The sequence below is a fragment of the Alloyangia pacifica genome (assembly GCF_020524285.1).
In the GTDB taxonomy this organism is placed as follows: Bacteria; Pseudomonadota; Alphaproteobacteria; order Rhodobacterales; family Rhodobacteraceae; genus Salipiger; species Salipiger pacificus_B.
This window is the reverse complement of record NZ_JAIVKX010000017.1, coordinates 93217-117172: the sequence shown is the minus strand read 5'-3', so window position 1 is coordinate 117172 and position 23956 is coordinate 93217. Positions and strand designations below refer to the sequence as shown.

21 protein-coding genes are annotated in these 23956 nt (G+C 69.1%); 5 read left to right on the top strand and 16 right to left on the bottom strand.

Annotated elements, in window-relative coordinates:
- Nucleotides 1–29 precede the first annotated feature (29 nt).
- The 11 genes from LC039_RS21230 to ybgC all read right to left on the bottom strand — a co-directional run bounded on the left by LC039_RS21230 (nucleotide 30) and on the right by ybgC (nucleotide 11146).
- A complete protein-coding gene (locus LC039_RS21230; protein ID WP_226628100.1) occupies nucleotides 30–629 on the bottom strand; it encodes an MOSC domain-containing protein in 600 nt (199 codons plus the stop codon).
- A gap of 197 nt (nucleotides 630–826) precedes the next feature.
- A complete protein-coding gene (locus LC039_RS21225) occupies nucleotides 827–1540 on the bottom strand; it encodes a methyltransferase domain-containing protein (protein ID WP_226628099.1) in 714 nt (237 codons plus the stop codon).
- 59 nt (nucleotides 1541–1599) lie between these two features.
- On the bottom strand, nucleotides 1600–3513 hold the full coding sequence (ftsH, locus tag LC039_RS21220; protein WP_226628098.1) for an ATP-dependent zinc metalloprotease FtsH: 1914 nt from the start codon (nucleotides 3511–3513) through the stop codon (nucleotides 1600–1602).
- Nucleotides 3514–3605: 92 nt separating this feature from the next.
- The gene (gene tilS, locus LC039_RS21215) at nucleotides 3606–4937 is read right to left on the bottom strand and encodes a tRNA lysidine(34) synthetase TilS (protein ID WP_226628097.1); all 1332 of its coding nucleotides are present in this window, start codon (nucleotides 4935–4937) and stop codon (nucleotides 3606–3608) included.
- Between the two features lie 8 nt (nucleotides 4938–4945).
- The gene (gene ybgF / locus LC039_RS21210; RefSeq protein ID WP_226628095.1) at nucleotides 4946–5782 is read right to left on the bottom strand and encodes a tol-pal system protein YbgF; all 837 of its coding nucleotides are present in this window, start codon (nucleotides 5780–5782) and stop codon (nucleotides 4946–4948) included.
- A gap of 10 nt (nucleotides 5783–5792) precedes the next feature.
- The gene (pal, locus tag LC039_RS21205) at nucleotides 5793–6320 is read right to left on the bottom strand and encodes a peptidoglycan-associated lipoprotein Pal (RefSeq protein WP_226628093.1); all 528 of its coding nucleotides are present in this window, start codon (nucleotides 6318–6320) and stop codon (nucleotides 5793–5795) included.
- Between the two features lie 222 nt (nucleotides 6321–6542).
- Entirely contained in the window at nucleotides 6543–7871 is a 1329-nt protein-coding gene (tolB, locus tag LC039_RS21200; protein ID WP_226628092.1) for a Tol-Pal system beta propeller repeat protein TolB, read from the bottom strand.
- Nucleotides 7872–8011: 140 nt separating this feature from the next.
- Nucleotides 8012–9247, bottom strand: coding sequence for a cell envelope biogenesis protein TolA (locus tag LC039_RS21195; RefSeq protein WP_226628090.1), 1236 nt, complete (start codon nucleotides 9245–9247; stop codon nucleotides 8012–8014).
- Nucleotides 9248–9257: 10 nt separating this feature from the next.
- The gene (gene tolR, locus LC039_RS21190; RefSeq protein WP_226628088.1) at nucleotides 9258–9749 is read right to left on the bottom strand and encodes a protein TolR; all 492 of its coding nucleotides are present in this window, start codon (nucleotides 9747–9749) and stop codon (nucleotides 9258–9260) included.
- Between the two features lie 3 nt (nucleotides 9750–9752).
- Nucleotides 9753–10448, bottom strand: coding sequence for a protein TolQ (tolQ, locus tag LC039_RS21185; protein ID WP_108967926.1), 696 nt, complete (start codon nucleotides 10446–10448; stop codon nucleotides 9753–9755).
- 308 nt (nucleotides 10449–10756) lie between these two features.
- Complete coding sequence (gene ybgC, locus LC039_RS21180; protein ID WP_226628086.1) at nucleotides 10757–11146, bottom strand: tol-pal system-associated acyl-CoA thioesterase; 390 nt, start codon at nucleotides 11144–11146, stop codon at nucleotides 10757–10759.
- Between the two features lie 171 nt (nucleotides 11147–11317).
- Here ybgC and LC039_RS21175 point away from each other — a divergent pair, with 171 nt between their 5' ends.
- Entirely contained in the window at nucleotides 11318–12505 is a 1188-nt protein-coding gene (locus LC039_RS21175; RefSeq protein ID WP_226628084.1) for a hypothetical protein, read from the top strand.
- 10 nt (nucleotides 12506–12515) lie between these two features.
- On the opposite strand, the gene LC039_RS21170 is transcribed toward LC039_RS21175, so the two are convergent.
- Nucleotides 12516–12818 (bottom strand): HNH endonuclease, encoded by a 303-nt coding sequence (locus LC039_RS21170; RefSeq protein ID WP_226628083.1) that lies wholly within the window; start codon nucleotides 12816–12818, stop codon nucleotides 12516–12518.
- Between the two features lie 109 nt (nucleotides 12819–12927).
- Between LC039_RS21170 and LC039_RS21165 the strand changes: the two genes are divergently transcribed.
- Nucleotides 12928–14109, top strand: a complete 1182-nt coding sequence (locus LC039_RS21165) for a TIGR03862 family flavoprotein (protein ID WP_226628081.1) — start codon at nucleotides 12928–12930, stop codon at nucleotides 14107–14109.
- Nucleotides 14110–14203: 94 nt separating this feature from the next.
- On the opposite strand, the gene LC039_RS21160 is transcribed toward LC039_RS21165, so the two are convergent.
- The 3 genes from LC039_RS21160 to dgcN all read right to left on the bottom strand — a co-directional run bounded on the left by LC039_RS21160 (nucleotide 14204) and on the right by dgcN (nucleotide 17275).
- Complete coding sequence (locus tag LC039_RS21160) at nucleotides 14204–15064, bottom strand: D-amino-acid transaminase (protein ID WP_226628080.1); 861 nt, start codon at nucleotides 15062–15064, stop codon at nucleotides 14204–14206.
- Nucleotides 15065–15223: 159 nt separating this feature from the next.
- Nucleotides 15224–16189 (bottom strand): N-acetyl-D-Glu racemase DgcA, encoded by a 966-nt coding sequence (gene dgcA, locus LC039_RS21155; protein WP_226628078.1) that lies wholly within the window; start codon nucleotides 16187–16189, stop codon nucleotides 15224–15226.
- Nucleotides 16190–16273: 84 nt separating this feature from the next.
- The gene (gene dgcN / locus LC039_RS21150; protein ID WP_226628076.1) at nucleotides 16274–17275 is read right to left on the bottom strand and encodes an N-acetyltransferase DgcN; all 1002 of its coding nucleotides are present in this window, start codon (nucleotides 17273–17275) and stop codon (nucleotides 16274–16276) included.
- A gap of 308 nt (nucleotides 17276–17583) precedes the next feature.
- On the opposite strand from dgcN, the gene LC039_RS21145 reads away from it, so the two are divergent.
- From LC039_RS21145 to ilvD, 3 genes are all read left to right on the top strand, one after another.
- On the top strand, nucleotides 17584–18543 hold the full coding sequence (locus LC039_RS21145) for an L-malyl-CoA/beta-methylmalyl-CoA lyase (protein WP_226628074.1): 960 nt from the start codon (nucleotides 17584–17586) through the stop codon (nucleotides 18541–18543).
- Nucleotides 18544–18960: 417 nt separating this feature from the next.
- A complete protein-coding gene (rimK, locus tag LC039_RS21140) occupies nucleotides 18961–20358 on the top strand; it encodes a 30S ribosomal protein S6--L-glutamate ligase (protein WP_226628072.1) in 1398 nt (465 codons plus the stop codon).
- 457 nt (nucleotides 20359–20815) lie between these two features.
- Entirely contained in the window at nucleotides 20816–22645 is a 1830-nt protein-coding gene (gene ilvD, locus LC039_RS21135; protein WP_226628070.1) for a dihydroxy-acid dehydratase, read from the top strand.
- A 176-nt stretch (nucleotides 22646–22821) separates the two neighbouring features.
- Here ilvD and LC039_RS21130 read toward each other — a convergent pair whose 3' ends face one another.
- On the bottom strand, nucleotides 22822–23838 hold the full coding sequence (locus LC039_RS21130) for a LacI family DNA-binding transcriptional regulator (protein WP_226628068.1): 1017 nt from the start codon (nucleotides 23836–23838) through the stop codon (nucleotides 22822–22824).
- Nucleotides 23839–23956: the final 118 nt, after the last annotated feature.

Below are 23956 nucleotides of genomic sequence, written 5' to 3'. Positions count from 1 at the left end.
TTGCCACGCGCCGGTCACGCGCGAAGCGCTCAGTCTTTCCGCACGTCCGCAAGGTGATCCCAGGCGCGCTGGTCTGGGATGTGCAGCCGCAGTTCATCCCCGAGCCCCAGCCGCCCCGGGCGCTCGACCCAGGCGGTGACCCCGCGCTTGCCCTTGGCGGCGCCCTTGAAGGCCTTGCCGTGGCCCTCGTGCTCGGCCTCGATCTCGCGCGCCGGCAGGTGGCAGGGGCGGTTCTGCATGTCGATGACCAGCGTCACCCCGTCCGGCCCCTGCAGCCGCGACGAGGGCGGCAGGTGGCTGAAGTCGGGAATGCCTTCGAGCACCAGCGTCGCCCCGGCGAGCTGCGGGTCGACCTCGGAAAGCTTCAGGCTGCCCGCGATCTCGGCCAGTTCCTCGGCGGACATCAGGCAGAGCTGCCGGACGTTGGCGATCTCGGTGCCGCGCTTGTGCTGCGAGGTCACCCGCGAACAGGACGGGCGGGTGATCCCGGCATGGCGCTCGCCCTCGGGTCCGCCCCAGCCGATGTCCAGTGCCTCGACCGCCTGCGAGCGGATGTTGTCGCCCTCCAGCGGGACCTGCCCGAGCCAGGTGATACGGGCGGTGAACTCGGTGGGGATGAGCGCGGGCATGGGAGGTTCCTTCAACTGGCGTTACGGCGCCCAGTTGGGCCACAGATGCGCGGCGGCGTCGAGGGGGGATCCGCTCCGGTTCCTGCGCATTGGCCTGCGGCCGCTGCCGCGCCGCGCATGGGGCACGGTCGCGCGCGTCTGACACAGAGTGGGAACCCGGGCGGTTCGCGGCTTGGGGCTTGGGGCTTGGGGCCGCCTCAGACCGTCACGGTGAAGAACAGCCTGCGGAAGGGGAACAGCGCCCGCCCCTGCGCATCGACCGGGTAGACCTTGGCGATGACCTCTTCATAGGCGGCGATCAGCTGCGCCTGCTCGGCCTCGTCGAGCGCCTCCAGCACCGGGCGGGCAAAGGTCGCCTGGGTGAAATGGCGCACCGGGTGGCCGGCCTCCTGCGGCGCGAGGAGCTGGTAGTACTCGGTCTCCCACAGCGCGGTCTCGCCCAGCGGCTCGAGCAGCGCGTGGTAGTCGGCCGGGCGCAGGATGCCGGGGATCTTCGCGTGATCCACGCGGCCGGGGAAATGCTCGTCGGCCAGCGCCAGCCACATGCGGTGCGAGGGGGCATTGTTCTGCGCCGGCACCTGCACGGCGAGCGTGCCACCGGGGGCCAGCATGAGCAGCAGGCGCGGCAGCAGGGTGTCGTGGCCCTTCAGCCAGTGCAGCGCGGCGTTGGAGAAGATCAGCGCGGGCGGGCCATCGGGCGCCCAGTCCGACAGGTCGGCCTCGTGCAGCGCGTCGTAGCAGCCGGTGGCGCGGGCGTCCTCGAGCATGGCGGGGCTCAGATCCACCCCCTCCAGCCGCCGTCCCAGCGCCTGCAAGGCCGGCCCGACGTCTCCTGCGCCGCAGCCGAGATCGATCACCGGCCCCTCGGGCAGCGGCCCGAGGCTGCGCAGCAGATCAAGGGCGGGGCGCAAACGATGACCCCGGAACCTGTGATAGGTCCCGGGGTTCCAGTCGTTTGTCGCCGTTTGGCTCATGCCGAGGGTTCGGGCTCCAAGCCGCCGTCTTCGGTCGGCTTGGCCTTGGGCTTGGTCTTCGGGATCGCGGTCACGCTGGGCGTGTCGTCCGATCCGTCATCCTCGCCACCAGAGGCCTGCGGCGGCTCGCCCTTCATCACGCGCTTGATCTCGTCGCCGGTCAGCGTCTCGTATTCAAGCAGCCCCTGCGCCAGGCGTTCCCATTCCTCGTTGTTGTCGGTGAGGATCTGGTAGGCGCGCTCGTAGGCGACCTGGATGAAGTTGCGCACTTCTTCCTCGATCAGCTCCTTGGTGTGCGCCGAGACCGACAGGCCCGCGGTATTGCCCTGGTAGCCTTCGTGCGCCTCGGAGTAGTCGATGTTGCCGATCTTGTCTGACATGCCCCAGCGCAGCACCATGGCACGCGCCAGCGCGGAGGCCTGCTGGATGTCGCCGGCCGGGCCGTTCGACACGTTGGGCTCGCCGTACTTGATGATCTCGGCGGCCTTGCCGGCCATGGTCATGGCGAGCTTTTCCTCGCACTCGGACTTGTGCCAGTTCAGGCGGTCGATCTCGGGCAGCGAGACCACCATGCCGAGTGCACCGCCGCGCGGGATGATCGTCGCCTTGTAGACCGGGTCGCACTGCGGCAGCATCAGGCCCACCACGGCGTGACCGGCCTCGTGGTAGGCGGTCTTTTCCTTCTGCTCCGCGGTCAGGACCATCGACCGGCGCTCGGCGCCCATCATGACCTTGTCCTTGGCGTTTTCGAAGTCTTCCATCGTGACGAAGCGGCGGCCGACGCGGGCGGCCATGAGCGCCGCCTCGTTGACGAGGTTCGCCAGATCCGCACCCGAGAAACCGGGGGTGCCGCGCGCGATGATGCGCAGGTCGACATCCGGGCCGAGCGGGGTCTTGCGGGCGTGCACGCCGAGGATCTTCTCGCGGCCCTTGATGTCGGGATTGCCAACCATGACCTGGCGGTCGAAGCGGCCCGGACGCAGCAGCGCGGGGTCAAGCACGTCGCGGCGGTTGGTGGCGGCGATGATGATCACCCCCTCGTTCGCCTCGAAACCGTCCATCTCGACCAGCAGCTGGTTGAGGGTCTGCTCGCGCTCGTCGTTGCCGCCGCCGTAGCCGGAACCACGGTTGCGACCGACGGCGTCGATCTCGTCGATGAAGACGATGCAGGGGGCGTTCTTCTTGGCCTGCTCGAACATGTCGCGCACGCGGGACGCGCCGACACCGACGAACATTTCCACGAAGTCCGAGCCGGAGATGGTGAAGAAGGGCACGCCTGCCTCGCCTGCGATGGCACGCGCCAGCAGCGTCTTACCGGTGCCCGGAGGGCCCACCAGCAGCGCACCCTTGGGGATCTTGCCGCCGAGGCGCGAGAACTTCTGCGGGTTGCGCAGGAATTCCACGATCTCCTCGAGCTCTTCCTTGGCCTCGTCGATGCCCGCCACGTCGTCGAAGGTGACGCGGCCGTGCTTTTCGGTCAGCAGCTTGGCCTTGGACTTGCCGAAGCCCATCGCGCCGCCTTTACCGCCACCCTGCATGCGGTTCATGAAGTAGATCCACACACCGATCAGCAGCAGGAAGGGCAGCAGGCTCAGCAGGAAGGCCTGGAAGCCCGACTGTTCCTGAGGCTCGGCCCGCACGGTCACGCCCTTGTCGATGAGCGCATCGGTGACTTGGGCATCCTCGGGCTTGACGGTGACGTAATCCTGCCCGTCATTCCCCCGGTAGCGGATCTGCTCGCCGTCGATGGTGACGGAGCTGACGGATTGCGAATCCACCGCCTCCATGAAGTCCGAGTAGCTGATTTCCCGGCTCTGCAGCGTGCTCCCACCCCCGGAGAAGAGGTTGAACAGCGCCAGAATCAACAGGAAAAGAACGACCCAGAAGGCGATATTTCGTGCGTTGCCCAAGGACGGCCTCCTAAAATGACGTATCTCGCGCACCTCTCGGTTCCGCGATCTGTGCCTAACATAAGGGCTGAGCCAGCCGGTTCAATGCGATTTCACCCCGAAGCCGGGCCGGATCTCAGGAAAGCCGCGAAGTCCGGCGCGCCGTGCCCGAAGGGGCAGAGTTCGAAAAGCGCCCCTTCGTCCGGAGGTTGCAGCGCATCGCAGCCGACCAGAGACGCCCCATCGAAAAGCGCCGGGGCGCTGCGCACGGCGTGGAAAGGCACCGGGAGATCGGCCTGCCGGTCGCGTTGCGCCCAGCCATCCTCGCCAAGCGCGCGCAGCGTCAACCCCGCGGGCACCGGGCGGGCAAGGCGCCAGCGCCCATCCCAGAGGGCGCCTTCTTCTGCTGCGCAGGACAGCGCCTGCACCGCGGCAAACTCGCGGAAGATGGCGATGCGTCCGCGCTCGATCCGGGCCTCGCAGCCGTGCAGCGTGCCACCGCCTCCGCCGAGCAGCCGGTCGAGCAGCGCCTCCAGCGGCGCCTCGCGCGGCGGGTATTCCGCGCCGGACACGTAGCGCAGCGCCGCCGACAGCAACCGCAGCTGCGTGTCGCGCTCGATGGCCTGAAATGCGGTCTGGTCGAAGAGGAGATCACCGCAGCGCTGCGCTGGCACCTCGGCAGCAATGTCGCTCCAGACCTGAGCGGCGCGGGCGCGCAGCGCCTCGGACGCGCGCGCCATGCGGCCGGCGGCTGCCGTGAGATCGGCGCCGGTCAGCGAGCCCTCGGCCTCGAGCCGCGCCACCAGCTTGCGGGCGCGCACCCGGTCATAGGTTTCGTCGTCATTGGAAGGATCATCGACCCACTGCCCCTGAAGCACCCGCAGGTAGTGCCGCAGCTCGGCCCGGCGCATGCTGAGGCAGGGCCGCACGAGGCGCATCGGCGCATCCGGCCCCATCCGGACCTCGCGCACAGCGCGCATCGCCGACAGCCCCTCGACCCCGGCGCCGCGCGACAGGCGCATCAGGAAGCTTTCGGCCACGTCATCCGCTGTATGGGCGAGCAGCACGTCGCGAGTTTCGCCGCGCCAGTCGTTGATCAGCGAGAGCCGGGCCCGGCGGGCGGCATCCATCAGGTTGCCCTGCCCGTCCCAGTGCCAGCGCAGCGTCGCGTGCTCCCAGCCCAGTTCGGCGCAGGTCTGCGCGACCATCTCGGCTTCTGCGGCCGCTTCGGGGCGCAGCCCGTGGTCGACCGTCACCACCCGCAGCCGCACGCCCCAGACATGGGTCCAGTTGTGCGCCAGCGTCAGCATCGCCATGCTGTCGCCCCCGCCGGAAACGGCGAGGGCGATGCTTTCGGGAAACTCCGGACCGAGCGCCGCGCCCATGGCTTCGGCGAAACGCTGATCGAGCGAGGCGCTCACCGGGAGAATGCCGCGGGGCGTCATCCGGCCGCCTACTGGCAGCCGAGACGACCCATCTCGGCCTGGGCCTCCGAGACCTCGGAGGCTCCCGGGTAGCGGGTCGCGACCTCGCCCAGGGTGACGCAGGCCTCGGTGGTGCTGCCCAGCTCGCCAAGCGCCGTGCCGAGCTGCCAGAGCGCCGCCGGGGCGACCTCGCTTTCAGGGTAGTTGGCATAGGCGCCGAGGAAGCGGCGGGCCGCCTCGCGGGTGTCGCCCGCCTTCTTCAGCGCCTGGCCTTCTGCAAGGTAGCTCGCCGCTTCTAGCGGAGAGCCCGGGTAGGCCTGGCGGAAGGCCGCAAACTGGTCCGCGGCGGATTGAAAGTCACCGTTGGCGAGCGCCTCCTGCGCCCGCCGGAAGTCCGTCTCTTCGCCGACGGCAAGCTCCGCGCCATCCCCGGCCGGCGCCTCGGGGGTCGGTGCCGGAGCAGGCGCTGCGCTGCCACCGCCGGTCGCGGGCTGCTGCCCGCCGAGCGGCTTGGTCTGGCCGATGTTGCCGATGTCGCAGCCGGGCTCCATCTCGCAGAGCCGGAACTCGAGATCGCCGATGCGGTTGGTGCCATCCGCCACGACGCTGTCGATGCGGTGTCCCAGCTCCTCGGTCCGCGCGGTCACCCGCGACAGCTCGGCCTCGATCGCGTTGACGCGATCGAGCGTGCTGCCCGAGACGTTCATCGTCCCGATGCCGGTGGTGTTCAGCTCCTGCTTGAGCTTCTGCAGCTCACCGTTGAGCATGACAAGTTCCTGGCGGAGGTCCGCCAGGGTCTCGCTTTGCTGGGCCTGCGCGCCGGTGGCGATCAGGCCCAGGCAAAGAGCAATTCCGGTCAGACGCATCCGCTCGACCTCAGCTCGTCATGCCCATGGAGATCACCGTCACCGCGCGGCGGTTCTTGGCGTAGCAGGCCTCTTCCGAGCAGATCTCGACCGGGCGTTCCTTGCCGTAGGAGATCTGGCGCAGGCGGCTCGAGGCCACGCCCTTGGAGATCAGGTATTCCATCACCGCGTTGGCCCGGCGGGCGCCGAGCGCGATGTTGTACTCGCGGGTGCCCTGCTCGTCGGCGTGACCCTCGATCACCGCGAGGTAGTCGGAGTTGGTCATCAGCCATTGCGCCTGCGCGTCCAGCGTCGCCTGCGCCTGGGGCGAGAGCGTCGACTGGTCGACGGAAAAGAGCACGCGATCCCCGATCGCCTGGTTGAAATAGGCCGAGGAGGTCGGGTCGTTGGCCGAGCCCGGCACCATGCCGCCATTGGCGCCCGCGCCGTAGCCTGCGCCGCCGGCCCCGTAGGCACCTTCGTTGAAACGGTCCGGGTTGGTACATGCGGCGAGGCCGAGGCCGGCCACCAGCATCATCACCTTCGGAAGATATGTCATTGGATCACTGTCCTGCTCGTGTGTTTGCCGCAACGCTAGCACAGCGCGAATGCCTTGGGAACGTGGCGTTTCGGGGGCAAGATAACCCTTTTGAGAGGTTTGTTTCCGCAGCCACAGCGGCAAGGCGCACCGCCCTGCCGCCCGCCGTTTCCAACCGCACCCAAGGCGCGAAAGCCGAGGGGGGCGCATTCCCCCATGGGCCAGCGCCCCCCGGCATCGCGCTTACTGCAACGGGCCCCAGCTCGGGTCCGAGGCGCCATCGGGCGTGCGCACCCGCTTTAGGTTCCGCCCCGAGACGTCGACCGTGTAGAGCGAGCTCGAGCCGGTCGCGCCCTGGGTTTCCCGGGCGAACATCAGCACCCGACCGTTCGGCGCCCAGGTCGGACCCTCGTCGAGGAAGGAGGCGGTCAGCAGCCGCTCCTCCGAGCCGTCGGTGCGCATCACGCCGATGTGGAAGCGGCCCGCGTTCTGCTTGGTGAAGGCGATGAGATCGCCGCGCGGCGACCAGACCGGCGTGCCGTAGCGGCCCTGGCCAAAGCTAATCCGGGTCGGCTCACCACCGCTCACCGGCATGACGTAGAGCTGCTGGCTGCCCGAGCGGTCGCTCTCGAATACGATGCGGCTGCCGTCGGGCGAGAAGCTGGCGCCGGTCTCGATCGAGGGCGCCGTGGTGAGCTGCCGGGTCTGCCCGGAGTTGATGTCCATGGCGTAGATGTCGGTGTTCGAGCCTCGGGTCATCGAGTAGAGCAGCTGCGAGCCGTCCGGCGAGAAGCGCGGCGCGAAGCTCATGACCCCGTCCGAGGTCGGCAGGATGCGGCTCTGCACCGAACCGACGTCGAGCACGTGGATGCGCGGTTCGCCGGTCTCGTAGCTGGTGTAGAGCACCCGGTCGCCGTTCGGCGAGAAGCGCGGCGCGATGACGATGGAGTTGCTGGAGGTCAGGAACTGCACGTTGGCGCCGTCGTAGTCCATGACGGCGAGGCGCTTGGCGCGCTCGTCCTTGGGACCGGTCTCCGACACGAAGACCACGCGGCTGTCGAAGTAGCCGCTCTCGCCGGTGATGCGCGAATAGACCTGGTCGGCGACCTTATGCGCGAGGCGGCGCCAGCCGTCGGCGGTGGCCGAGAACTGCATGCCCTGCCCCAGCTCGCTGCCGGCGAAGACGTCCCAGACGCGGAACTTGGCGGTCAGCCGCCCGGCACCGTCCGAGGACACCGCGCCGGTGATCAGCGCCTGCGCGTTGATCGCCTTCCAGTCGGAGAACTGCACCGGGCTCGAGAAGTTCGACACCCGGGAGATATGCGCATCGCGCGGGATCTCGCGGAACAGGCCGGTGCCGGTGAGGTCCTCGGCGATCAGCCGGCTGATCTGCTGCGCGTATTGCCCGGCGTCACCGCTCTCGGCGACGAAATCCGGCACCGCGAAGGGCAAGGGTTCGATCACCCCCTCGGTGATCTCGATCCGCAGCGGGCCGTTCTGGGCCAGCGCCGGTGCCGCCATGCCCGCCACTGCCAGCGCAGGGGCGAGGATAAAGGCCAGAAGTCTTGTCATGCTCGTGTTCTCCTTCCCGGTCGCGCCGACGCGCTTGTTTGCCGCAGGAATGACTGCCTCGGGCCCAACATAGCGCGGGGAGGTGCCCCGGACAAAGCGCCGCAACGCGCGGCCTGCGCAAATCCTTGCGAGAGGGGCGCTCACCGCTGCCTCATCTGCTCGGGGTTGAAGGTCATCTCGATGGTCTTCCACTGGTCGTACTTGTCCGCCGGAAGCGGGTAGCCGTCGGCCTGGCATCGCAGGATCGCCCGGCGCGCGTTCTGGAAGGCGGTCTCGGCCGACGCGGCATCGCCGCCGGACGAGCCGATCATCCGCAGCGAGGAGGACACGACCCGGCCACCGGGCTCCATGTCCATGCTGACGGTGACCGTCACATTGGCGGCCTGGCTGCCGACGTCGACGACCCAGCAGCGCTGCACCGCGACCCGCAGCGAGTCGCGCTCGCCCTGGGTGAGCGGCGGGCCCGAGGGGCCGGTGCTCTCGGCAGCGCCGCCCGTGGCGCCCCCGGCCGCCAGCGCCTGCGCGATGGCATCGGCCACGGCATCCTCGGCGGGCTCCGGCGCGGGCGGCTCCGGGGTCTGCGTCTGCGCGGTCTCGCTGCGCGGGGTCTCCGGCTCGCGCGCCGGCGTCTCGGGCTCGGGTTCCGGTGTCGGCTCCGGCTCCGGGCGCTGCGCGAGCTGCGTCGGGCGGGTCAGCGGACGGCGCGAGGCATCGGGCGCGAGCGTCGGCGCGGGCGGCGCAGGCTCTTCGGCGGCGGCGGGCTCCTCGGCCTCGGTGACGATCTCGGTGGCGACTTCCTCGGGGGCGGTCGCCTCCTGCTCTTCCTCGACCACCTCTGCGGACTCCGACTCGGCCTCGGCGGCCTGCTGGACCTCCTCGGCGACGTTGGTGTCGGCTTCGGGCGGCGCGACCGGCTCGGGCGCGACCCGTGGCGCGGGGCGCGGCACCGGGCGGTCGGCGCGCTCGGGCGCCAGCACCGGCGGCGGGGCCGAAGCCTCGGGTTGCGGCGGCGCCTCGGGCAGCGTGGTGTCGGGCGGGGTCACCGGCGCGGGCGGCGCGACCGGCTCGGGCATGGGTTCCGGCTCCGGCTCGGGCGTCGGCGCGGGCGGCTCGGGGTTGGGCGCGGATTCCGGCTCGGAGGGCGCGGGCCGCGCCTCGGGGCGGGCTTCGGGCTCGGGCGCCGGCGGCGCATCGACCTCCTGCGCCGTCTCCGGCGATTGCGCGGCACGGGTGATCGCGGCGAACTCGGCCTCCGAGATCACCGTGACCGCCGAGGTCTCGACCTGCGGCGGATCGGGGCGGAAGACATTGCCGAAGATCGCCCAGAGGATCACGGCAAGGTGCAATGCGCCCGAGATATAGAGGTTCCTGCGCAAGGGCGCTCCCTCAGTTGCCGGCCGCCGGGGCCGAACCATCCAGCGTCGGACCACCGGCGTCGGTCACCAGGCCGATCGACGAGAAGCCGCCACGGTTCAGCGCGCCCATCACCTTGGCGACGGTGTCATAGGGCACCGAGCCGTCGGCCCGCAGGAAGATGCGGTCGTCGCTGCGCTCGGCAGCGATCGCCTGCAGGCGCGGCGTCAGCTCGTCCATCGGCACTTCGCTGGTCTGGATCATCACCATGCCGTCCGCGGCGATGGTCACGGTCAGCGGCTCCTCGGCCTCGTTCGGCAACGAGGAGGCCGCGGTCTTCGGCAGCTCCACCGGCACGCCGACGGTCAGCAGCGGCGCGGCGACCATGAAGATGATCAGCAGCACCAGCATCACGTCCACCATCGGCGTGACGTTGATCTCGGCCATGGGCTGGCCCCCGCCGCCGCTGCGGCGCCGCCGACGGCGGCCCCCGCCGCCTCCCTTTTTCATCACGCCCCCGGCCATGGATCAGGAATCCAGCTGGCGCGAGAGGATGGTCGAGAACTCGTCGGCAAAGGCCTCGTAGCCCGCGATCACCCGGTCCGAGTCGGCCGAGAGCTTGTTGTAGAAGATCACCGCCGGGATCGCCGCGACCAGACCCAGCGCCGTGGCGAAGAGCGCCTCGGCGATGCCGGGGGCCACGACGACCAGCGAGGTGTCCTGCTGCTGCGCGATCTCGATGAAGGCGTGCATGATGCCCCAGACCGTGCCGAAGAGGCCGACGAAGGGCGCCGCCGAGGCGACCGTGGCCAGCACCGGCAGGCCGCGCTGCAGGTCCTCGGCCTCTTTCTGGATCGCCACGTCCATCGAGCGGTCGATCCGCGCCGAGGCATTGGCGATCATCCCGCCGTCGCCGCGGTGCGAGCGCCGCCATTCGGTCATGCCCGCGGCAAAGACCCGCTGCGCGCGACCGCGCGGCTCGGGGCCGATCTGGTCGAAGAGCTCGTCGAGCGGCTCACCGGACCAGAAGGCACGGTCGAAGACCGCGGCCTCGCGGCGCGCCTTGCGATAGGCGACGATCTTTTCGAAGATGATGGCCCAGGCCCAGACCGACGACAGGATCAGCATCAGCATCACCAGCTTGACGGTCAGCGTGGCACGGGCGAAGAGCCCCCACATGGAGAAGTCGATCTCCTGCGCGAGCGCGAGGGTATTTGCGTCCATAAGCCTGCTCTTCCTCATGGGCTATGAATTGGCCTCTGTTCGAGGCTCTGATTACCGGCCTGTGTAGCCGATTTGCAGGCGCACCACCAACACATTGACGTCATCGCCCGTGCAAAACCGGCACGTTTCCGCAGGAAGTCGCCCATTTCCGCAGGGGAAGCCGGGCCATTATCGCGCCATCCCGGCCCGGCGCCGGCCGGCGGGCCCGCCCGCAAGGGGGGCGCTGCCCCCGTCCGCGCCTGCGCGCGGCCTCCCCCGGGATATTTTCGCCTAGGCGAAAGACCGGACGCTTGGCTCCGGCGCCGCGCTCAGTGCATCTGCCGGCGGATGGCGCCGGGCAGCCGCGCCGGGTGGCCGTCGGAGGTGATCGCCACCAGCGTCACCTCGGCGCGGAACAGCGGCTTGCCATCGCGCTGCACCTCCTGGGTCAGCCCGAGCCGCACGCCGGAGACCGATTTCACCTCGGTGCGCACCACCAGCTCCTCGTCGAAGCGGGCCGGGGCGAGGTAGTCGGCCTCGAGCCGCCGCACCACGAAGACGATGCCCTCGGCCTCGCGCAGGGCGTTCTGGTCGATGCCGCGGGCGCGCACCCAGTCGGAGCGGGCGCGCTCGATGTATTTGAGGTAGTTGGCGTGATAGACGATCCCCGCCATGTCGGTGTCCTCGTAATAGACCCGCACCGGAAACTCGTGGGCCATGCGCCGCTCCTTGCTGCCTGCGGCGGCGCTGCCGCCCGCCTCCTGTCGCGCCGCGACCCTAGTGCGCGCCCCGCCCGCCCGCAAGCCTGCCGGGCCGCCCGGGAACATCGACGGAAACGTCGCCGGCAATGTCGCATTTCCTTCGGCCTCGCATGGGATTAGCTTGCGCGCATGATGACTGCCCTGATCCTCGGCGCGGCGCTCTGCACCGCGCTCCTGCTGCTCTGGCCCCGCCTGTCCCGCGCGCGGCTCTGGCGCGCCACCGTCACCCCCCTGGCCTCGATCATCGGCAGCGGTTTCCTGGTGCTGGGGCCGATCCTCGAATCCGCCTACGGCATCTGGGCGCCGGCGGTGATGGCGGCACTCTGTCTCGGCGCCTGGTGCTTCGGGGCGGCGGTGCGTTTCAATATCGCGCGCCGGGCGCGCGGAGCGCGCAGCGCCGCCGAGGAACGGCTGGAAAGCGGCGCCTCCTGGGCGCTGGCCTTCGCCTACGTGATCTCGGTGGCCTATTACCTCAACCTCTTCGGCGCCTTCGGCACGCGCCTCACGCCCTGGAACGACCCGATCCACGCCGAGCTGCTGACCTCCGCGATGTTCCTGCTGGTGCTCGGGGTCGGCTGGACACGGGGCTTTTCAGCCCTGGAGCGGATGGAGCAGGTCGCCGTGGGGCTGAAGCTGGCGATCATCGCCGGGCTCCTGGCCGGGCTCGCCGCCTATTTCTGGGACAAGGCCGAGACCGGGGCGCTGCTCGCCAACCCACCGACCCTGACCGGCTGGGCGGCGCTGACGCTGGGCTTCGGGCTGATCGTCACGGTGCAGGGCTTCGAGACCACGCGCTATCTCGGCGCCGAGTACACCGCCCCCACCCGGATCCGCGCAATGAAGCTGGCGCAGGGGCTCTCGGCCCTGATCTACATGGCCTATATCGGGCTCATCGCCTATGTCTTCCCGCCCGGCACCGGCGATGCCAGCGAGACGGCGATCATCGGGCTGATGGGGCTGGTGGCGCCGATCCTGCCGCTGATGCTGACCGGCGCGGCGCTGGCGGCGCAGTTCAGCGCCGCGGTGGCCGACACCGGCGGCGCGGGCGGGCTGGTCGAGGAGCTGACCCGCCGCCGCATCCGGATACGAACCGCCTACGCGCTGCTGGTGGGCCTGGGGCTGCTGCTCACATGGACGCTGGATGTCTTCGAGATCATCGCCTTCGCCAGCCGCGCCTTCGCGCTCTACTACGCGCTGCAGGCGGGTATCGCGGCCCTGGGCGCCCGGGCCGACGGGCACCGCAGGAAGGCCCTGGCGTTCGAGGCGCTGGCGCTGCTGGGGCTGGTGATCGCGGTCTTCGGCGCGCCGGTGGAGTAGGCCAGCGCGGTCAGCGCTTCTTGCGCCGCCCGCCGGGGCTGCGCGCGTGGAAGGTCGGCGGGCGCTTGGCGACCCACTGCAGAAACCCCGCCATCCGCGGATGGGCGCGCAGCGCCTCGGGCGTGTTGAAGTCGCGCGCCAGCTCGGCCTCGGTGAAGGTGGCATGGATCTCGTTGTGGCAGATCTGGTGCAGCCGCACCACCGGTCCGCCCTTGCCGCCCTTCAGCCGCGGTATGAGGTGATGCAGGCTCTGCTTCGCCTCCGGCGGGATCGGACGCAGGCAGAGCGGGCAGATGGGATCGATATCTTCCATTTCGGAAACTTGCGCCCGGCGCCGCGCCGAGGCAAGACGGAGGCATGCACGACACCACAGCCCCAATCAACGACCTTCCGCCCTCGGGGCACCGACCCGAGGCCGCGGCATGAGCGGCGCGCTGGTAATCGGCGGCGGACCGGCGGGGCTGATGGCGGCGGATGCGCTGCTCTCGGCGGGCCATGCGGTGGTGCTGGCCGAGGCCAAGCCCTCGCTCGGGCGCAAGCTGCTGATGGCGGGCAAGTCGGGGCTGAACCTGACCAAGGCCGAGCCGCTGCCGGCCTTCGTGTCGAACTACGGCGCCGCTGCCCCGGCCCTGCGCCCGATGCTCTCGGCCTTCCCGCCCGAGGAGGTGATGCATTGGGCCGAGGGGCTCGGGCAGACGCTGTTCACCGGCTCCACCGGGCGGGTCTTTCCGCATGGGATGAAGGCCTCGCCGCTGCTGCGCGCCTGGCTGGCGCGGCTCGACGGCATGGGGCTGGAGCGGCACGTTCGCTGGCGCTGGACCGGATGGGACGGCGACGCGGTGTCGATGGAAACGCCCGAGGGCGCGCTGCGGCTGACCCCCGACGTCACCGTTCTGGCGCTCGGCGGGGCCAGCTGGGCCCGGCTCGGGTCGGACGGGCAGTGGGCCGGGATCTTCCGCGATGCGGGCCTGCCGGTCACGCCTTTCGCCCCGGCCAATGCCGGGCTCTGCGTCGACTGGTCAGCGCATATGAAGCCGCAGTTCGGCGCGCCGCTGAAGGGCGTGGCCTTCCACGCCGGCGATCTGGTCTCGCGCGGCGAGGCGGTGATCTCGGCGCGCGGGCTGGAGGGCGGCGGGCTCTACCCGCTCTCCCCGGCGTTGCGCGAGGGCGCGGCGCTGACCGTCGACCTCTGCCCCGATGTCGAGCTTGCCACGCTCGCGAAGCGCCTCGCGCGGCCGCGCGGCAAGCAGAGCTTGTCGAACCACCTGCGCAAGGTGGTCAACCTGTCCCCCGCCTGCCGTGCGCTGTTGATGGAATGCGCCCGCCCGCTGCCCGAGGAGCCCGCCGCACTGGCGGCGCTGCTGAAGGCGCTGCCGGTGCCGCACGAAGGACTGCGGCCACTGGACGAGGCGATCTCGGTCGCGGGCGGCGTGCCCTTCGCGGCGCTGGACGCCGGGCTCATGTTGAAGGCACGGCCGGGGGTCTTCGTGGCGGGCGAGATGCTCGACTGGGAGGCGCCGACGGGCGGCTACCTGCTGACCGGCTGCCTCGCCACCGGGCTCTGGGCCGGGCGGGCCGCGGCGGAGCGACTGGCCAAGAGCTGAGGCGCGCCGGGCAAGACTTCCCCAAAGAAGGGCGCCGCCCCTTGCGGAGCGGCGCCGGTCTCAACGCGAAAGTCTCAACCCGAAAGGCGAAGGCTCAGACAGCCGCCTTCATGCTTTCCTCGAGGTAGATCTCGCGCAGGCGCGCGGCGACCGAACCCGGGGCGCCGGTGCCGATCTTGGCACCGTCCAGCTCGACCACCGGCATCACGAAGCTCGAGGCCGAGGTGACGAAGGCCTCGTCGGCCTCTTTCGCCTCGTCGATGGTGAAGCTGCGCTCCTCGACCACCATCTGCGCTTCCTTGGCGAAGCGCAGCACGGCGGCGCGGGTGATGCCGTGCAGGATGTCGGTCGACAGCTCGCGGGTGATGATCTTGCCGCCCTTGACGATATAGGCGTTGTTCGACGAGCCCTCGGTCACCTTGCCGTCCTCGACGAACCACGCATCGTCGCAGCCGGCTTTTTTGGCCGCCATCTTGGCCATCGACGGGTAGAGGAGCTGCACGGTCTTGATGTCGCGGCGGCCCCAGCGGATATCCTCGAGCGAGATCACCTTCATGCCCTTCTTGGCCGCCGGGTTGTCGGCGAGGCCGGGCTTGTTCTGGGTGAAGAGCACCAGCGTCGGCTCGGTGGTTTCGGGGTCGGGGAAGGCGAAATCGCGGTCGCCGGCGGAGCCTCGGGTGACCTGCAGGTAGACGAGGCCATCGGTGATCTCGTTGCGCGCCACCAGCTCGCGGTGGATCGCCAGCAGCTCGTCCTCGGTGCAGGGCGCCTTCATGTCCAGCTCCTTCAGCGAGCGGGCGAGACGCTTGGCGTGGCCGTCGAAATCGATCAGCTTGCCGCCGAGAACCGAGGTCACCTCGTAGACCCCGTCGGCCATCAGGAAGGCCCGGTCGAAGATCGACACCTTGGCCTCGGTCTCGGGCAGGTACTCGCCATTGACGTATACGGTGCGCATTGCAGCTCTCTCCATAATTCGCTGTGGGTCAGTTCCGCCAAAGCGGACCCGGGGTCAAGCCCGCTCGATCACATTGAGCCGCGCAGGCAACCCGTCATGCCGGTGTAGTCCAGATTTTGTTCGGGGCGCCGGAGCTCGGCGCTCCGGCAGCCGCGGGTCTCAGCCCCAGAGCGCCGCCTCGGGGGCGTGCACGCCCGCGTCGTCGTAGAGCAGCTTCGGATCGCGGTCCTCGCCGAGCAGCAGCGGCGCGTCGAGATCGACGTATTGCGCGCCCTGCGCAACGATCACCGCGGGGGCCATGGCCAGCGAGCTGCCGACCATGCAGCCGACGAAGATGCCGTAGCCCTCGGCCTTGGCGGCCTCGAGCAGCTCCAGCGCCTCGGTCAGACCGCCGGTCTTGTCGAGCTTGATGTTGACGATGTCGTACTTGCCCTTGAGCTTCGGCAGCGAGGCGCGGTCGTGGCAGCTCTCGTCGGCGCAGATCGGGACCGGGCGGTCCATGCCGAAGAGCGCGTCGTCGTCGCCCGCGGGCAGCGGCTGTTCGACCATGGCCACGCCGAGGCGCTGCAGGTGCGGCGCCAGCTCGGCGTAGACTTCGGGTGTCCATCCCTCGTTGGCATCGACGATGATGGTGCTGGCCGGTGCCCCGGCGCGCACGGCTTCAAGGCGCGGCAGATCCTCGGGGGTGCCGAGCTTCACCTTCAGCAGCGGGCGGAAGGCATTCTTGGCGGCCTGCGCCTGCATCTCCTCGGGGGCGGCGAGCGAAAGCGTGTAGGCGGTCACCTCGGGCTGCGGCGCAGGCAGGTCCAGCAACTCCCAGACGCGCTTCCCGGCGGTCTTGGCTTCCAGGTCCCAGAGCGCGCAGTCGACCGCGTTGCGGGCGGCGCCCGACGGCAGCAGTTCCTGCAGCGCATCGCGGGTGACATCCTGCGGCAGCGACTTGATCTGGGCCTCGACGCTGTCGAGCGTCTCGTCGTAGCGCGCGTAGGGCACGCATTCGCCGTACCCGGTGAAACCGCCGCGGGTGATCTTCACGGTGATCACATGTGCCTCGGTGCGGCTGCCGCGCGAGATGGTGAAGACCTGCGCCAGCTTGAAGGTGTCGCGGGTGACCTCGATGCTCAAGACCCTGCCCCTTTCATGTTCATTAGTTCATCGGACCCCGGCGTTTTCGCCGGGGCCGTTGTCGTGGTCAGTCTGCCAAAAGGCTCAGACCGCCGCCAGCGCCTCGACCAGACGGTCCGCACCGTGGCGGTAGGGGTCGACGCAGGGCAGGCCGAGGCTTTCCTCGACCTCGGCGCAATAGGCCTTGGCCTCCTCGTCGCCCATGTGCTGGGTGTTGATCGACACGCCGACCACCTTGCAGTCCGGGTTGCCGACCTTGGCGAGCGCAAGCGCGGTGTCGCGCACGGCTTCCAGCGTCGGCAGCTTGTAGCCCGGCAGGCCGCGCATGTGGGTGCGGGTCGGCTCGTGGCAGAGCACCAGCGCGTCGGGCTGACCGCCGTGCACCAGCGCCAGCGTCACGCCCGAGTAGGAGACGTGGAACAGCGAGCCCTGGCCCTCGATGATGTCCCAGTGATCGGGATCGTTGTCGGGGGTGAGGTATTCGATCGAGCCGGCCATGAAGTCGGCGATGACCGCGTCGAGCGGCACGCCGTCGCCGGTGATCAGGATGCCGGTCTGGCCGGTGGCGCGGAAGGTCGACTTCATGCCCTTCTCGCGCATGCAGGCGTCCATCGCCAGCGCGGTGTACATCTTGCCGACCGAGCAGTCGGTGCCGACGGCCAGCAGGCGCTTGCCGGTGCGCTTCTCGCCGTTGGCGATCGGGTATTGCACCGAGGGGATGCGCACGTCGTGCAGCGTCCGGCCCGTGGCCTTGGCGACGGCGGCGAGGTCTTCCTCGTTGCGCAGCAGGTTGTGCAGGCCCGACGCGAGGTCGAAGCCTTCTTCCAGCGCCTCGACCAGAACCTTTTTCCAGGTCTGGGAGATCTTGCCGCCGCGGTTGGCGACACCGATCACCAGCGTCTTGGCGCCGGCGGCCTTGGCTTCGGCGAGGGTCATGTCCTGCAGCCCGAGGTCGGCCTTGCAGCCTTCGAGGCGGAACTGGCCAACGCAGTTCTCGGGGCGCCAGTCCTTGATGCCCTGGGCCACCTTGGCGGCCAGGCCGTCGGGCGCGTCACCGAGGAAGAGGAGGTACGGCGTCTCGATCATTCTTGAATTCCCTGTGTTCGTGTATGCTGTGCTGCGGGCCCGTGCATGGGAGGAGGCACCGCGCGGCTTCGACGCTCACTCTGCCCTGTATGGCACGCAAATCCGTCTCGATTTCCACGCCTGCGCCGGAGACGACGCCAAAATTCCACGCATTTCGGCGCCATCGCCGAAGAATCGTGCACGGCTTTAGGCCGTGGCACACAAGGTTTGCGCCGCAGCGCGGCAAATTTCGCTTGCGCAGCGTCACGCAATTTAATAACCCATGCATCGCCACATATGTAATTTCATTACCCTCACGAGGTGCCCACATGAGCTTTCGCATCCAGCCCGCCGCGCCTGCCCGTCCGAACCGCTGCCAGCTCTTCGGCCCCGGCTCGCGCCCGGCGATCTTCGAGAAGATGGCCGGCAGCGCCGCGGATGTGATCAACCTCGATCTCGAGGACTCGGTGGCCCCGGACGACAAGGATAGTGCGCGCGCCAATATCATCGAGGCCATCGGCGATATCGACTGGGGCAAGAAGACCCTTTCGGTGCGCATCAACGGGCTCGACACGCCCTATTGGTACCGCGACGTGGTCGATCTGCTGGAGCAGGCCGGCGACCGGCTCGACCAGATCATGATTCCGAAGGTCGGCTGCGCCGGGGATCTCTATGCCGTCGATGCGCTGGTCACCGCGGTCGAGCGCGCCAAGGGTCGCGCCAAGCCGATCAAGTTCGAGGTGATCATCGAGAGCGCCGCCGGCATCGCCCATGTGGAAGAGATCGCCGCCGCCTCGCCCCGGCTCGAGGCGATGAGCCTCGGCGCGGCGGATTTTGCCGCCTCCATGGGCATGGCGACCACCGGCATCGGTGGCACGCAGGAGAACTACTACATGCTACACGGGGGCGCGAAGCACTGGTCCGACCCCTGGCACTGGGCCCAGGCCGCCATTGTCGCCGCCTGCCGCACCCATGGCGTGCTGCCGGTGGACGGGCCCTTCGGCGACTTCTCGGATGACGAGGGCTACCGCGCGCAGGCGCTGCGCTCTGCGACGCTGGGCATGGTCGGAAAATGGGCGATCCACCCCAAGCAGGTGGCACTGGCCAACGAGGTCTTCACCCCCTCCGAGGGCGCGGTGACCGAGGCCCGCGAGATCCTCGCCGCCATGGAAGAGGCCAAGGCCAAGGGCGAAGGCGCCACGGTCTACAAGGGCCGGCTGGTGGACATCGCCTCGATCAAGCAAGCCGAGGTGATCGTGCGCCAGTCCGAGATGATCGCCAGCGCCTGAGGCGCCAACCCTGACTGACTACGCCACCTGTGAGTCCTGCCCTGTCCCCGCGGGGACACATCGCGACGACTCGCCCGGAAGCACGGCGAAACCGCCGGGCGAGTGGTCGTTCATCTTGGCGCCATCGGTTCAAGCCCGATGGACGACGCCGTCCCGGAGCGCTGGCGTTTTGGCATCCCGCGCAAGGATCGGAATTCGTCCGGACGTGGCCGACACGAAGTGCGTCCTCCGACCGGTGCAGCGCCATCTCACGGGCCGGCACCCGCCCGGCTGGCGTTGCTCTTTCCCAATTCTCCACTAGGTCATGACAGATCGTGATGAGCCTTCCCGTCCGGGAGCGCAGCATGCCGTATTGCGCCTGTCACATTGCGCGGATAGAGGCCGTCAATCCGACCCCGGCCCGCGAAGGAGGTAGACATGACGCAGTTCACGCTTGGATGGGAAGAATGGCTCGCCCTGCCCGGCCTCGGCCTGCCCGCAATCCGCGCCAAGGTGGACACCGGCGCGCGGACCTCGGCGCTGCATGCCTTTGCCATCGAACCCTTCGGCCCCTCCGACAAGCCGATGGTGCGCTTTGCCATCCACCCCGATCCGCAGGATCCGGGGCTCGAGATCATTTGCTCGGCGCAGCTCAAGGACCGCCGCGAGGTGACCTCCTCGAACGGCGAGACCGAGCTGCGGTTCGTCATCGAGACAGAGGTGCAGATGGGCGAGCGCAGCTGGCCGATCGAGATCACCCTCACCGACCGCGGCAGCATGGCCTACCGCATGCTGCTCGGGCGCAGTGCGCTGCTCGATGACATGGTCGTCTCGCCCAGCCAGCGCCTGCAGCAACCCGAGCTCGACTATGACGCCTACCGCGCCCTGCCCCGCCACAAGCAGCATCGCCGGGCGCTGCGGCTTGCGGTGCTGACCCGCGAGCCCCACAACTACTCGACCCGCAAGCTGATCGAGGCAGCCGAGCACCGCGGCCACACGATGGAGGTGATCGACACCTCGCGCTGCTACATGAACATCCGCGCGGTCGGCGGCGAGGTGCATTACGACGGCCGCCGTCTGCCCCACTATGACGCGGTGATCCCGCGCATCGGTGCCTCGATCACCAGCTACGGCACCGCCGTGGTGCGGCAGTTCGAGAGCATGGGCACCTATTGCCTTGCAGGCTCCGAGGGCATCACCGTCTCACGCGACAAGCTGCACGCGCACCAGGTGCTGGCACGACACCGCATCGGCATGCCGACCACCGCCTTTGCCCGCAGCCCCAAGGATTCGGGCAACCTCGTGGATCTCGTGGGCGGCGCGCCGCTGGTGCTGAAGCTGCTGGAGAGCAGCCAGGGCAAGGGCGTGGTGCTGGCCGAAACCCCCAAGGCGGCCGAGAGCGTGATCTCGGCCTTCCAGGGCCTCAAGGCCGACTTCCTCGTGCAGAGCTTCGTCAAGGAGGCCGCGGGCGAGGACATCCGCTGCCTCGTCGTGGGCGGCAAGGTGGTGGCCACCATGCGCCGCCGCGGCAAGCCCGACGATTTCCGCTCGAACCTGCATCAGGGCGGCACCGCCGAGCCGGTGCGGATCACCAAGACCGAGCGCGAGGTGGCGATCAAGGCGGCGCGGGCGATGAAGCTCGACGTGGCGGGGGTCGATCTGCTGCGCGGCTCGGACGGGCCGAAGGTGCTGGAGGTGAACAGCTCGCCCGGCCTCGAGGGCATCGAGAATGTCTCGGGCAAGGACATCTCGGGGCTGATCATCGAGCACATCGAGACCAAGGTGGCGCCGAAGCCGCCGCGCCCGAAGGGCCGGAGCAGGCGCAGCGCAGTGTGAGTGCGCCCTATCGCAAGCAGGGCAAGCGCCTGCTTGTGGCGTAACGCTGAGAGGACTGAGGGCCGCGCTTTTTTGCAAACTTAGCCCGCACTGGTCTGGAAGGCCGGACTCCATGCAAAATGCGCCAGTCGCTCACTTAGAAGGTGTGCCGTTCATAAGCGGCGCACCTACAGTGAGACCGGACGGGGTCGTGCATAGGGCTCGCACCGATGGCGCAGGAGGAACGACCGGTTGCCCGGCGGCCTTTGACTTGATTCCGGGCGTGTCGGCGTGAGCACCTTCGCATCACACGAAAAATTACGCCAAAACCAAGCCACGCAGGAACTTAAGAACCCAAATACACCCGCCCAACGCAACCTTCTTGCGTGACGCCGCGCCGCGGCATCCCCTGACCCTTGCCGCTGCCCCGCATGGGCGTTAAACACCCCCGGTAATCCAAACTCCGAGGGGATGCCCCATGCCTGCCTATCGCTCCCGCACCACCACCCACGGCCGCAACATGGCCGGCGCCCGCGGCCTGTGGCGCGCCACAGGCATGACGGACGGCGACTGGAACAAGCCCATTATCGCCATCGTGAACTCCTTCACCCAGTTCGTGCCCGGCCACGTGCACCTGAAGGACCTGGGCCAGATGGTCGCACGCGAGGTCGAGAAGGCCGGCGGCGTCGCCAAGGAGTTCAACACCATCGCGGTCGATGACGGCATCGCCATGGGCCACGACGGCATGCTCTACTCGCTGCCCTCGCGCGAGATCATCGCCGACTCGGTCGAGTACATGGTCAACGCGCACTGCGCCGACGCGATGGTCTGCATCTCCAACTGCGACAAGATCACCCCCGGCATGCTGATGGCCGCCATGCGCCTCAACATCCCCGTGGTCTTCGTCTCGGGCGGCCCGATGGAAGCGGGCAAGGTGAACTGGGAAGGCACCGAGAAGGCGCTCGACTTGGTCGACGCCATGGTTGCCGCCGCCGACGACAAGTACACCGACGCCCAGGTTCAGGCGATCGAGGAAGCCGCCTGCCCGACCTGCGGGTCGTGCTCGGGCATGTTCACCGCCAACTCGATGAACTGCCTGACCGAGGCGCTTGGCCTGTCGCTGCCCGGCAACGGCTCGACCCTGGCCACCCACTCGGACCGCCAGCGCCTGTTCGTCGAGGCCGGCCACCTGATCGTCGATCTGGCCAAGCGCTACTACGAGCAGGACGACGCCACCGTGCTGCCGCGCTCGATCGCCACGGTGAAGGCCTTCGAAAACGCCATGACGCTCGACATTGCCATGGGCGGCTCGACCAACACCGTGCTGCACCTGCTGGCCGCCGCGAACGAGGGCGAGGTGCCCTTCGAGATGGCCGACATCGACCGGCTGTCGCGCCATGTTCCGGTGCTGTGCAAGGTCGCACCCGCCAAGGACGACGTGCACATGGAAGATGTGCACCGTGCGGGGGGCATCATGTCGATCCTCGGCCAGCTCGACCGTGCCGGCCTGCTCGACACTTCGGTGCACACGGTGCACGCCGAGACCATGGCGCATGCGCTCGACCGCTGGGACGTGACGCGCACCAACTCGGAATCGGTGCACGACTTCTTCCGCGCCGCGCCGGGCGGGGTGCGCTCGACCACCGCCTTCTCCCAGTCCATGCGCTACGACACGCTCGATCTCGACCGCCAGGCGGGCGTGATCCGCGACGCCGAGCATGCCTTCTCGAAGGACGGCGGCCTTGCGGTGCTTTACGGCAACCTCGCCGAGGACGGCTGCATCGTGAAGACCGCGGGCGTCGACGAGTCGATCCTGACGTTCCACGGCCCGGCGCGCATCTTTGAATCGCAGGACACCGCGGTGAGCGCGATCCTCACCGGCAAGGTGCACAAGGGCGACGTGGTGCTGATCCGCTACGAGGGTCCGCGCGGTGGTCCGGGCATGCAGGAAATGCTCTACCCGACGTCCTACCTGAAATCGAAGGGCCTCGGGAAGGACTGCGCGCTGGTCACCGACGGGCGTTTCTCGGGCGGCTCCTCGGGCCTGTCGATCGGCCACGTCTCGCCGGAAGCGGCGGAGGGCGGCACCATCGGCCTCGTGGAAGAGGGCGATCTCATCGAGATCGACATCCCGAACCGCAAGATCAACCTCGCCGTCGATGACACGGTGATCGCCGAACGCCGCGCCGCGCGTGAAGAGAAGGGCTGGCAGCCCGAGGAGAAGCGCAAGCGCAAGATCTCCAAGGCGCTCAAGGCCTATGCCGCGCTGACCACCTCGGCCGCGAAAGGCGCCGTGCGGCAGATCTGATCCGGCAGAACCGGAGCTGATTACAACCGGCCGCCCTCATCTGGCGGCCGGTTTGCTTTTGCGCCTGACCTCTGTTTCGCACTCCCGCGCCCCGGCACGGTGCTGAGCCTCGAAGTTCCTGAGCTGAAGGTTCGCGATGGATTCTCGCTCGTGACGACCTTGGTTCGCCCGCCCTCTCAGGGCAGGTTCTCGCTGAAATAGATGTCCAGTTTCAGGGGCCTGGGCTGCACGCCCGGCTCCGTCAGGCAGGCAATCGCCCGATCGATCAGCATGTCGGGATCCTGGTCGAAGATCGCATCCATCGTCCCCTCGAGCACCGCCCGCCGCGTGTCGGGCGTCAGCCCGTGGCCGATGAAGATCACCTCCTGCCGACCCTGCTCGCGCAGCGCCCGGGTGATGCCGCCCGAGGAACCGCCGACGTTGTAGATGCCCACGAGGTCCGGCACCTGCTCGAGCAGCGCCAGCGTGTGGCGGTAGTTCTCGGCGGCATCGTCGTGGCCCTCGCGCATGCCGTGGATGCGGAGCTGCGGGAAGAGCTCTTCCTGGATGCTGAGAAAGCCCGCCTCGCGCTCGGAATGGGCGCGGTAATGGCGCGAGCCGGCGACCAGTGCCACCGCCCCCTCGCGGCCGCCCGAGAGCCGCCCGATCAGCAGGCCGGCGGTGCGCCCCACGGCGCGGTTGTCGAGCCCGACGTGCGGGATGCCCGGCACCGAGCCGAGGTCCGAGACGATAGACACCAGCCGGGTGCCGCTGGCCGCCACTTCCGCCGCCGCCTCGCGCACCACCGGGTGCTCGATGGCGAAGAACGCGATGCCGTCGGCCCAGCCGGCGTTGCGCCGCAGCGCCTCGGCCAGCGCCTGCGCGCTGAAGCTCTCGATGAAGTAGCAGCGCAGCACCGGCCCCGCCGGACCCGCGCCGTCGAGCCGGGCCCTCAGCCGGTCCCCCAGCAGCCGCAGGTAGGGGTTCGACCCCGCCGGCAGCAGCACCACGATGTTCAGCGGCCGCGCCATGCCGAGCTGCGCCTCCTCGGTCTCGCTCAGGAAGCCCATCTCGCGCGCCGCATCCAGCACTCGCTGCCGGGTGCGCTCCTTGACCCCCTTGCGGCGGTTCAGCACCCGGTCGACCGTCGCCAGAGACACCCCCGCCCGCGCCGCCACGTCGGACTGCTGCGGGCGGTCTGCGGTCGCCGGCATTAGCGGATGCTCCCCGTCCTTACCCATCAAGACACCTCAAAACCCATCATCTTATTTGCTTTGACGAATGCTGCTTCGAAACAGTAGCTTCCGTCAAGACCCGCTGATTAGAGGAGAT

What these genes read in the sequence shown, in the direction of transcription:
- LC039_RS21230 (WP_226628100.1), bottom strand. Translation starts at nt 629, where the DNA reads ATGCCCGCGCTCATCCCCACCGAGTTCACCGCCCGTATCACCTGGCTC.
- tilS (WP_226628097.1), bottom strand. Translation starts at nt 4,937, where the DNA reads ATGACGCCCCGCGGCATTCTCCCGGTGAGCGCCTCGCTCGATCAGCGT.
- ybgF (WP_226628095.1), bottom strand. Translation starts at nt 5,782, where the DNA reads ATGCGTCTGACCGGAATTGCTCTTTGCCTGGGCCTGATCGCCACCGGC.
- pal (WP_226628093.1), bottom strand. Translation starts at nt 6,320, where the DNA reads ATGACATATCTTCCGAAGGTGATGATGCTGGTGGCCGGCCTCGGCCTC.
- tolB (WP_226628092.1), bottom strand. Translation starts at nt 7,871, where the DNA reads ATGACAAGACTTCTGGCCTTTATCCTCGCCCCTGCGCTGGCAGTGGCG.
- tolR (WP_226628088.1), bottom strand. Translation starts at nt 9,749, where the DNA reads ATGGCCGGGGGCGTGATGAAAAAGGGAGGCGGCGGGGGCCGCCGTCGG.
- tolQ (WP_108967926.1), bottom strand. Translation starts at nt 10,448, where the DNA reads ATGGACGCAAATACCCTCGCGCTCGCGCAGGAGATCGACTTCTCCATG.
- ybgC (WP_226628086.1), bottom strand. Translation starts at nt 11,146, where the DNA reads ATGGCCCACGAGTTTCCGGTGCGGGTCTATTACGAGGACACCGACATG.
- LC039_RS21175 (WP_226628084.1), top strand. Translation starts at nt 11,318, where the DNA reads ATGATGACTGCCCTGATCCTCGGCGCGGCGCTCTGCACCGCGCTCCTG.
- LC039_RS21170 (WP_226628083.1), bottom strand. Translation starts at nt 12,818, where the DNA reads ATGGAAGATATCGATCCCATCTGCCCGCTCTGCCTGCGTCCGATCCCG.
- LC039_RS21165 (WP_226628081.1), top strand. Translation starts at nt 12,928, where the DNA reads ATGAGCGGCGCGCTGGTAATCGGCGGCGGACCGGCGGGGCTGATGGCG.
- LC039_RS21160 (WP_226628080.1), bottom strand. Translation starts at nt 15,064, where the DNA reads ATGCGCACCGTATACGTCAATGGCGAGTACCTGCCCGAGACCGAGGCC.
- dgcN (WP_226628076.1), bottom strand. Translation starts at nt 17,275, where the DNA reads ATGATCGAGACGCCGTACCTCCTCTTCCTCGGTGACGCGCCCGACGGC.
- LC039_RS21145 (WP_226628074.1), top strand. Translation starts at nt 17,584, where the DNA reads ATGAGCTTTCGCATCCAGCCCGCCGCGCCTGCCCGTCCGAACCGCTGC.
- rimK (WP_226628072.1), top strand. Translation starts at nt 18,961, where the DNA reads ATGACGCAGTTCACGCTTGGATGGGAAGAATGGCTCGCCCTGCCCGGC.
- ilvD (WP_226628070.1), top strand. Translation starts at nt 20,816, where the DNA reads ATGCCTGCCTATCGCTCCCGCACCACCACCCACGGCCGCAACATGGCC.
- LC039_RS21130 (WP_226628068.1), bottom strand. Translation starts at nt 23,838, where the DNA reads ATGCCGGCGACCGCAGACCGCCCGCAGCAGTCCGACGTGGCGGCGCGG.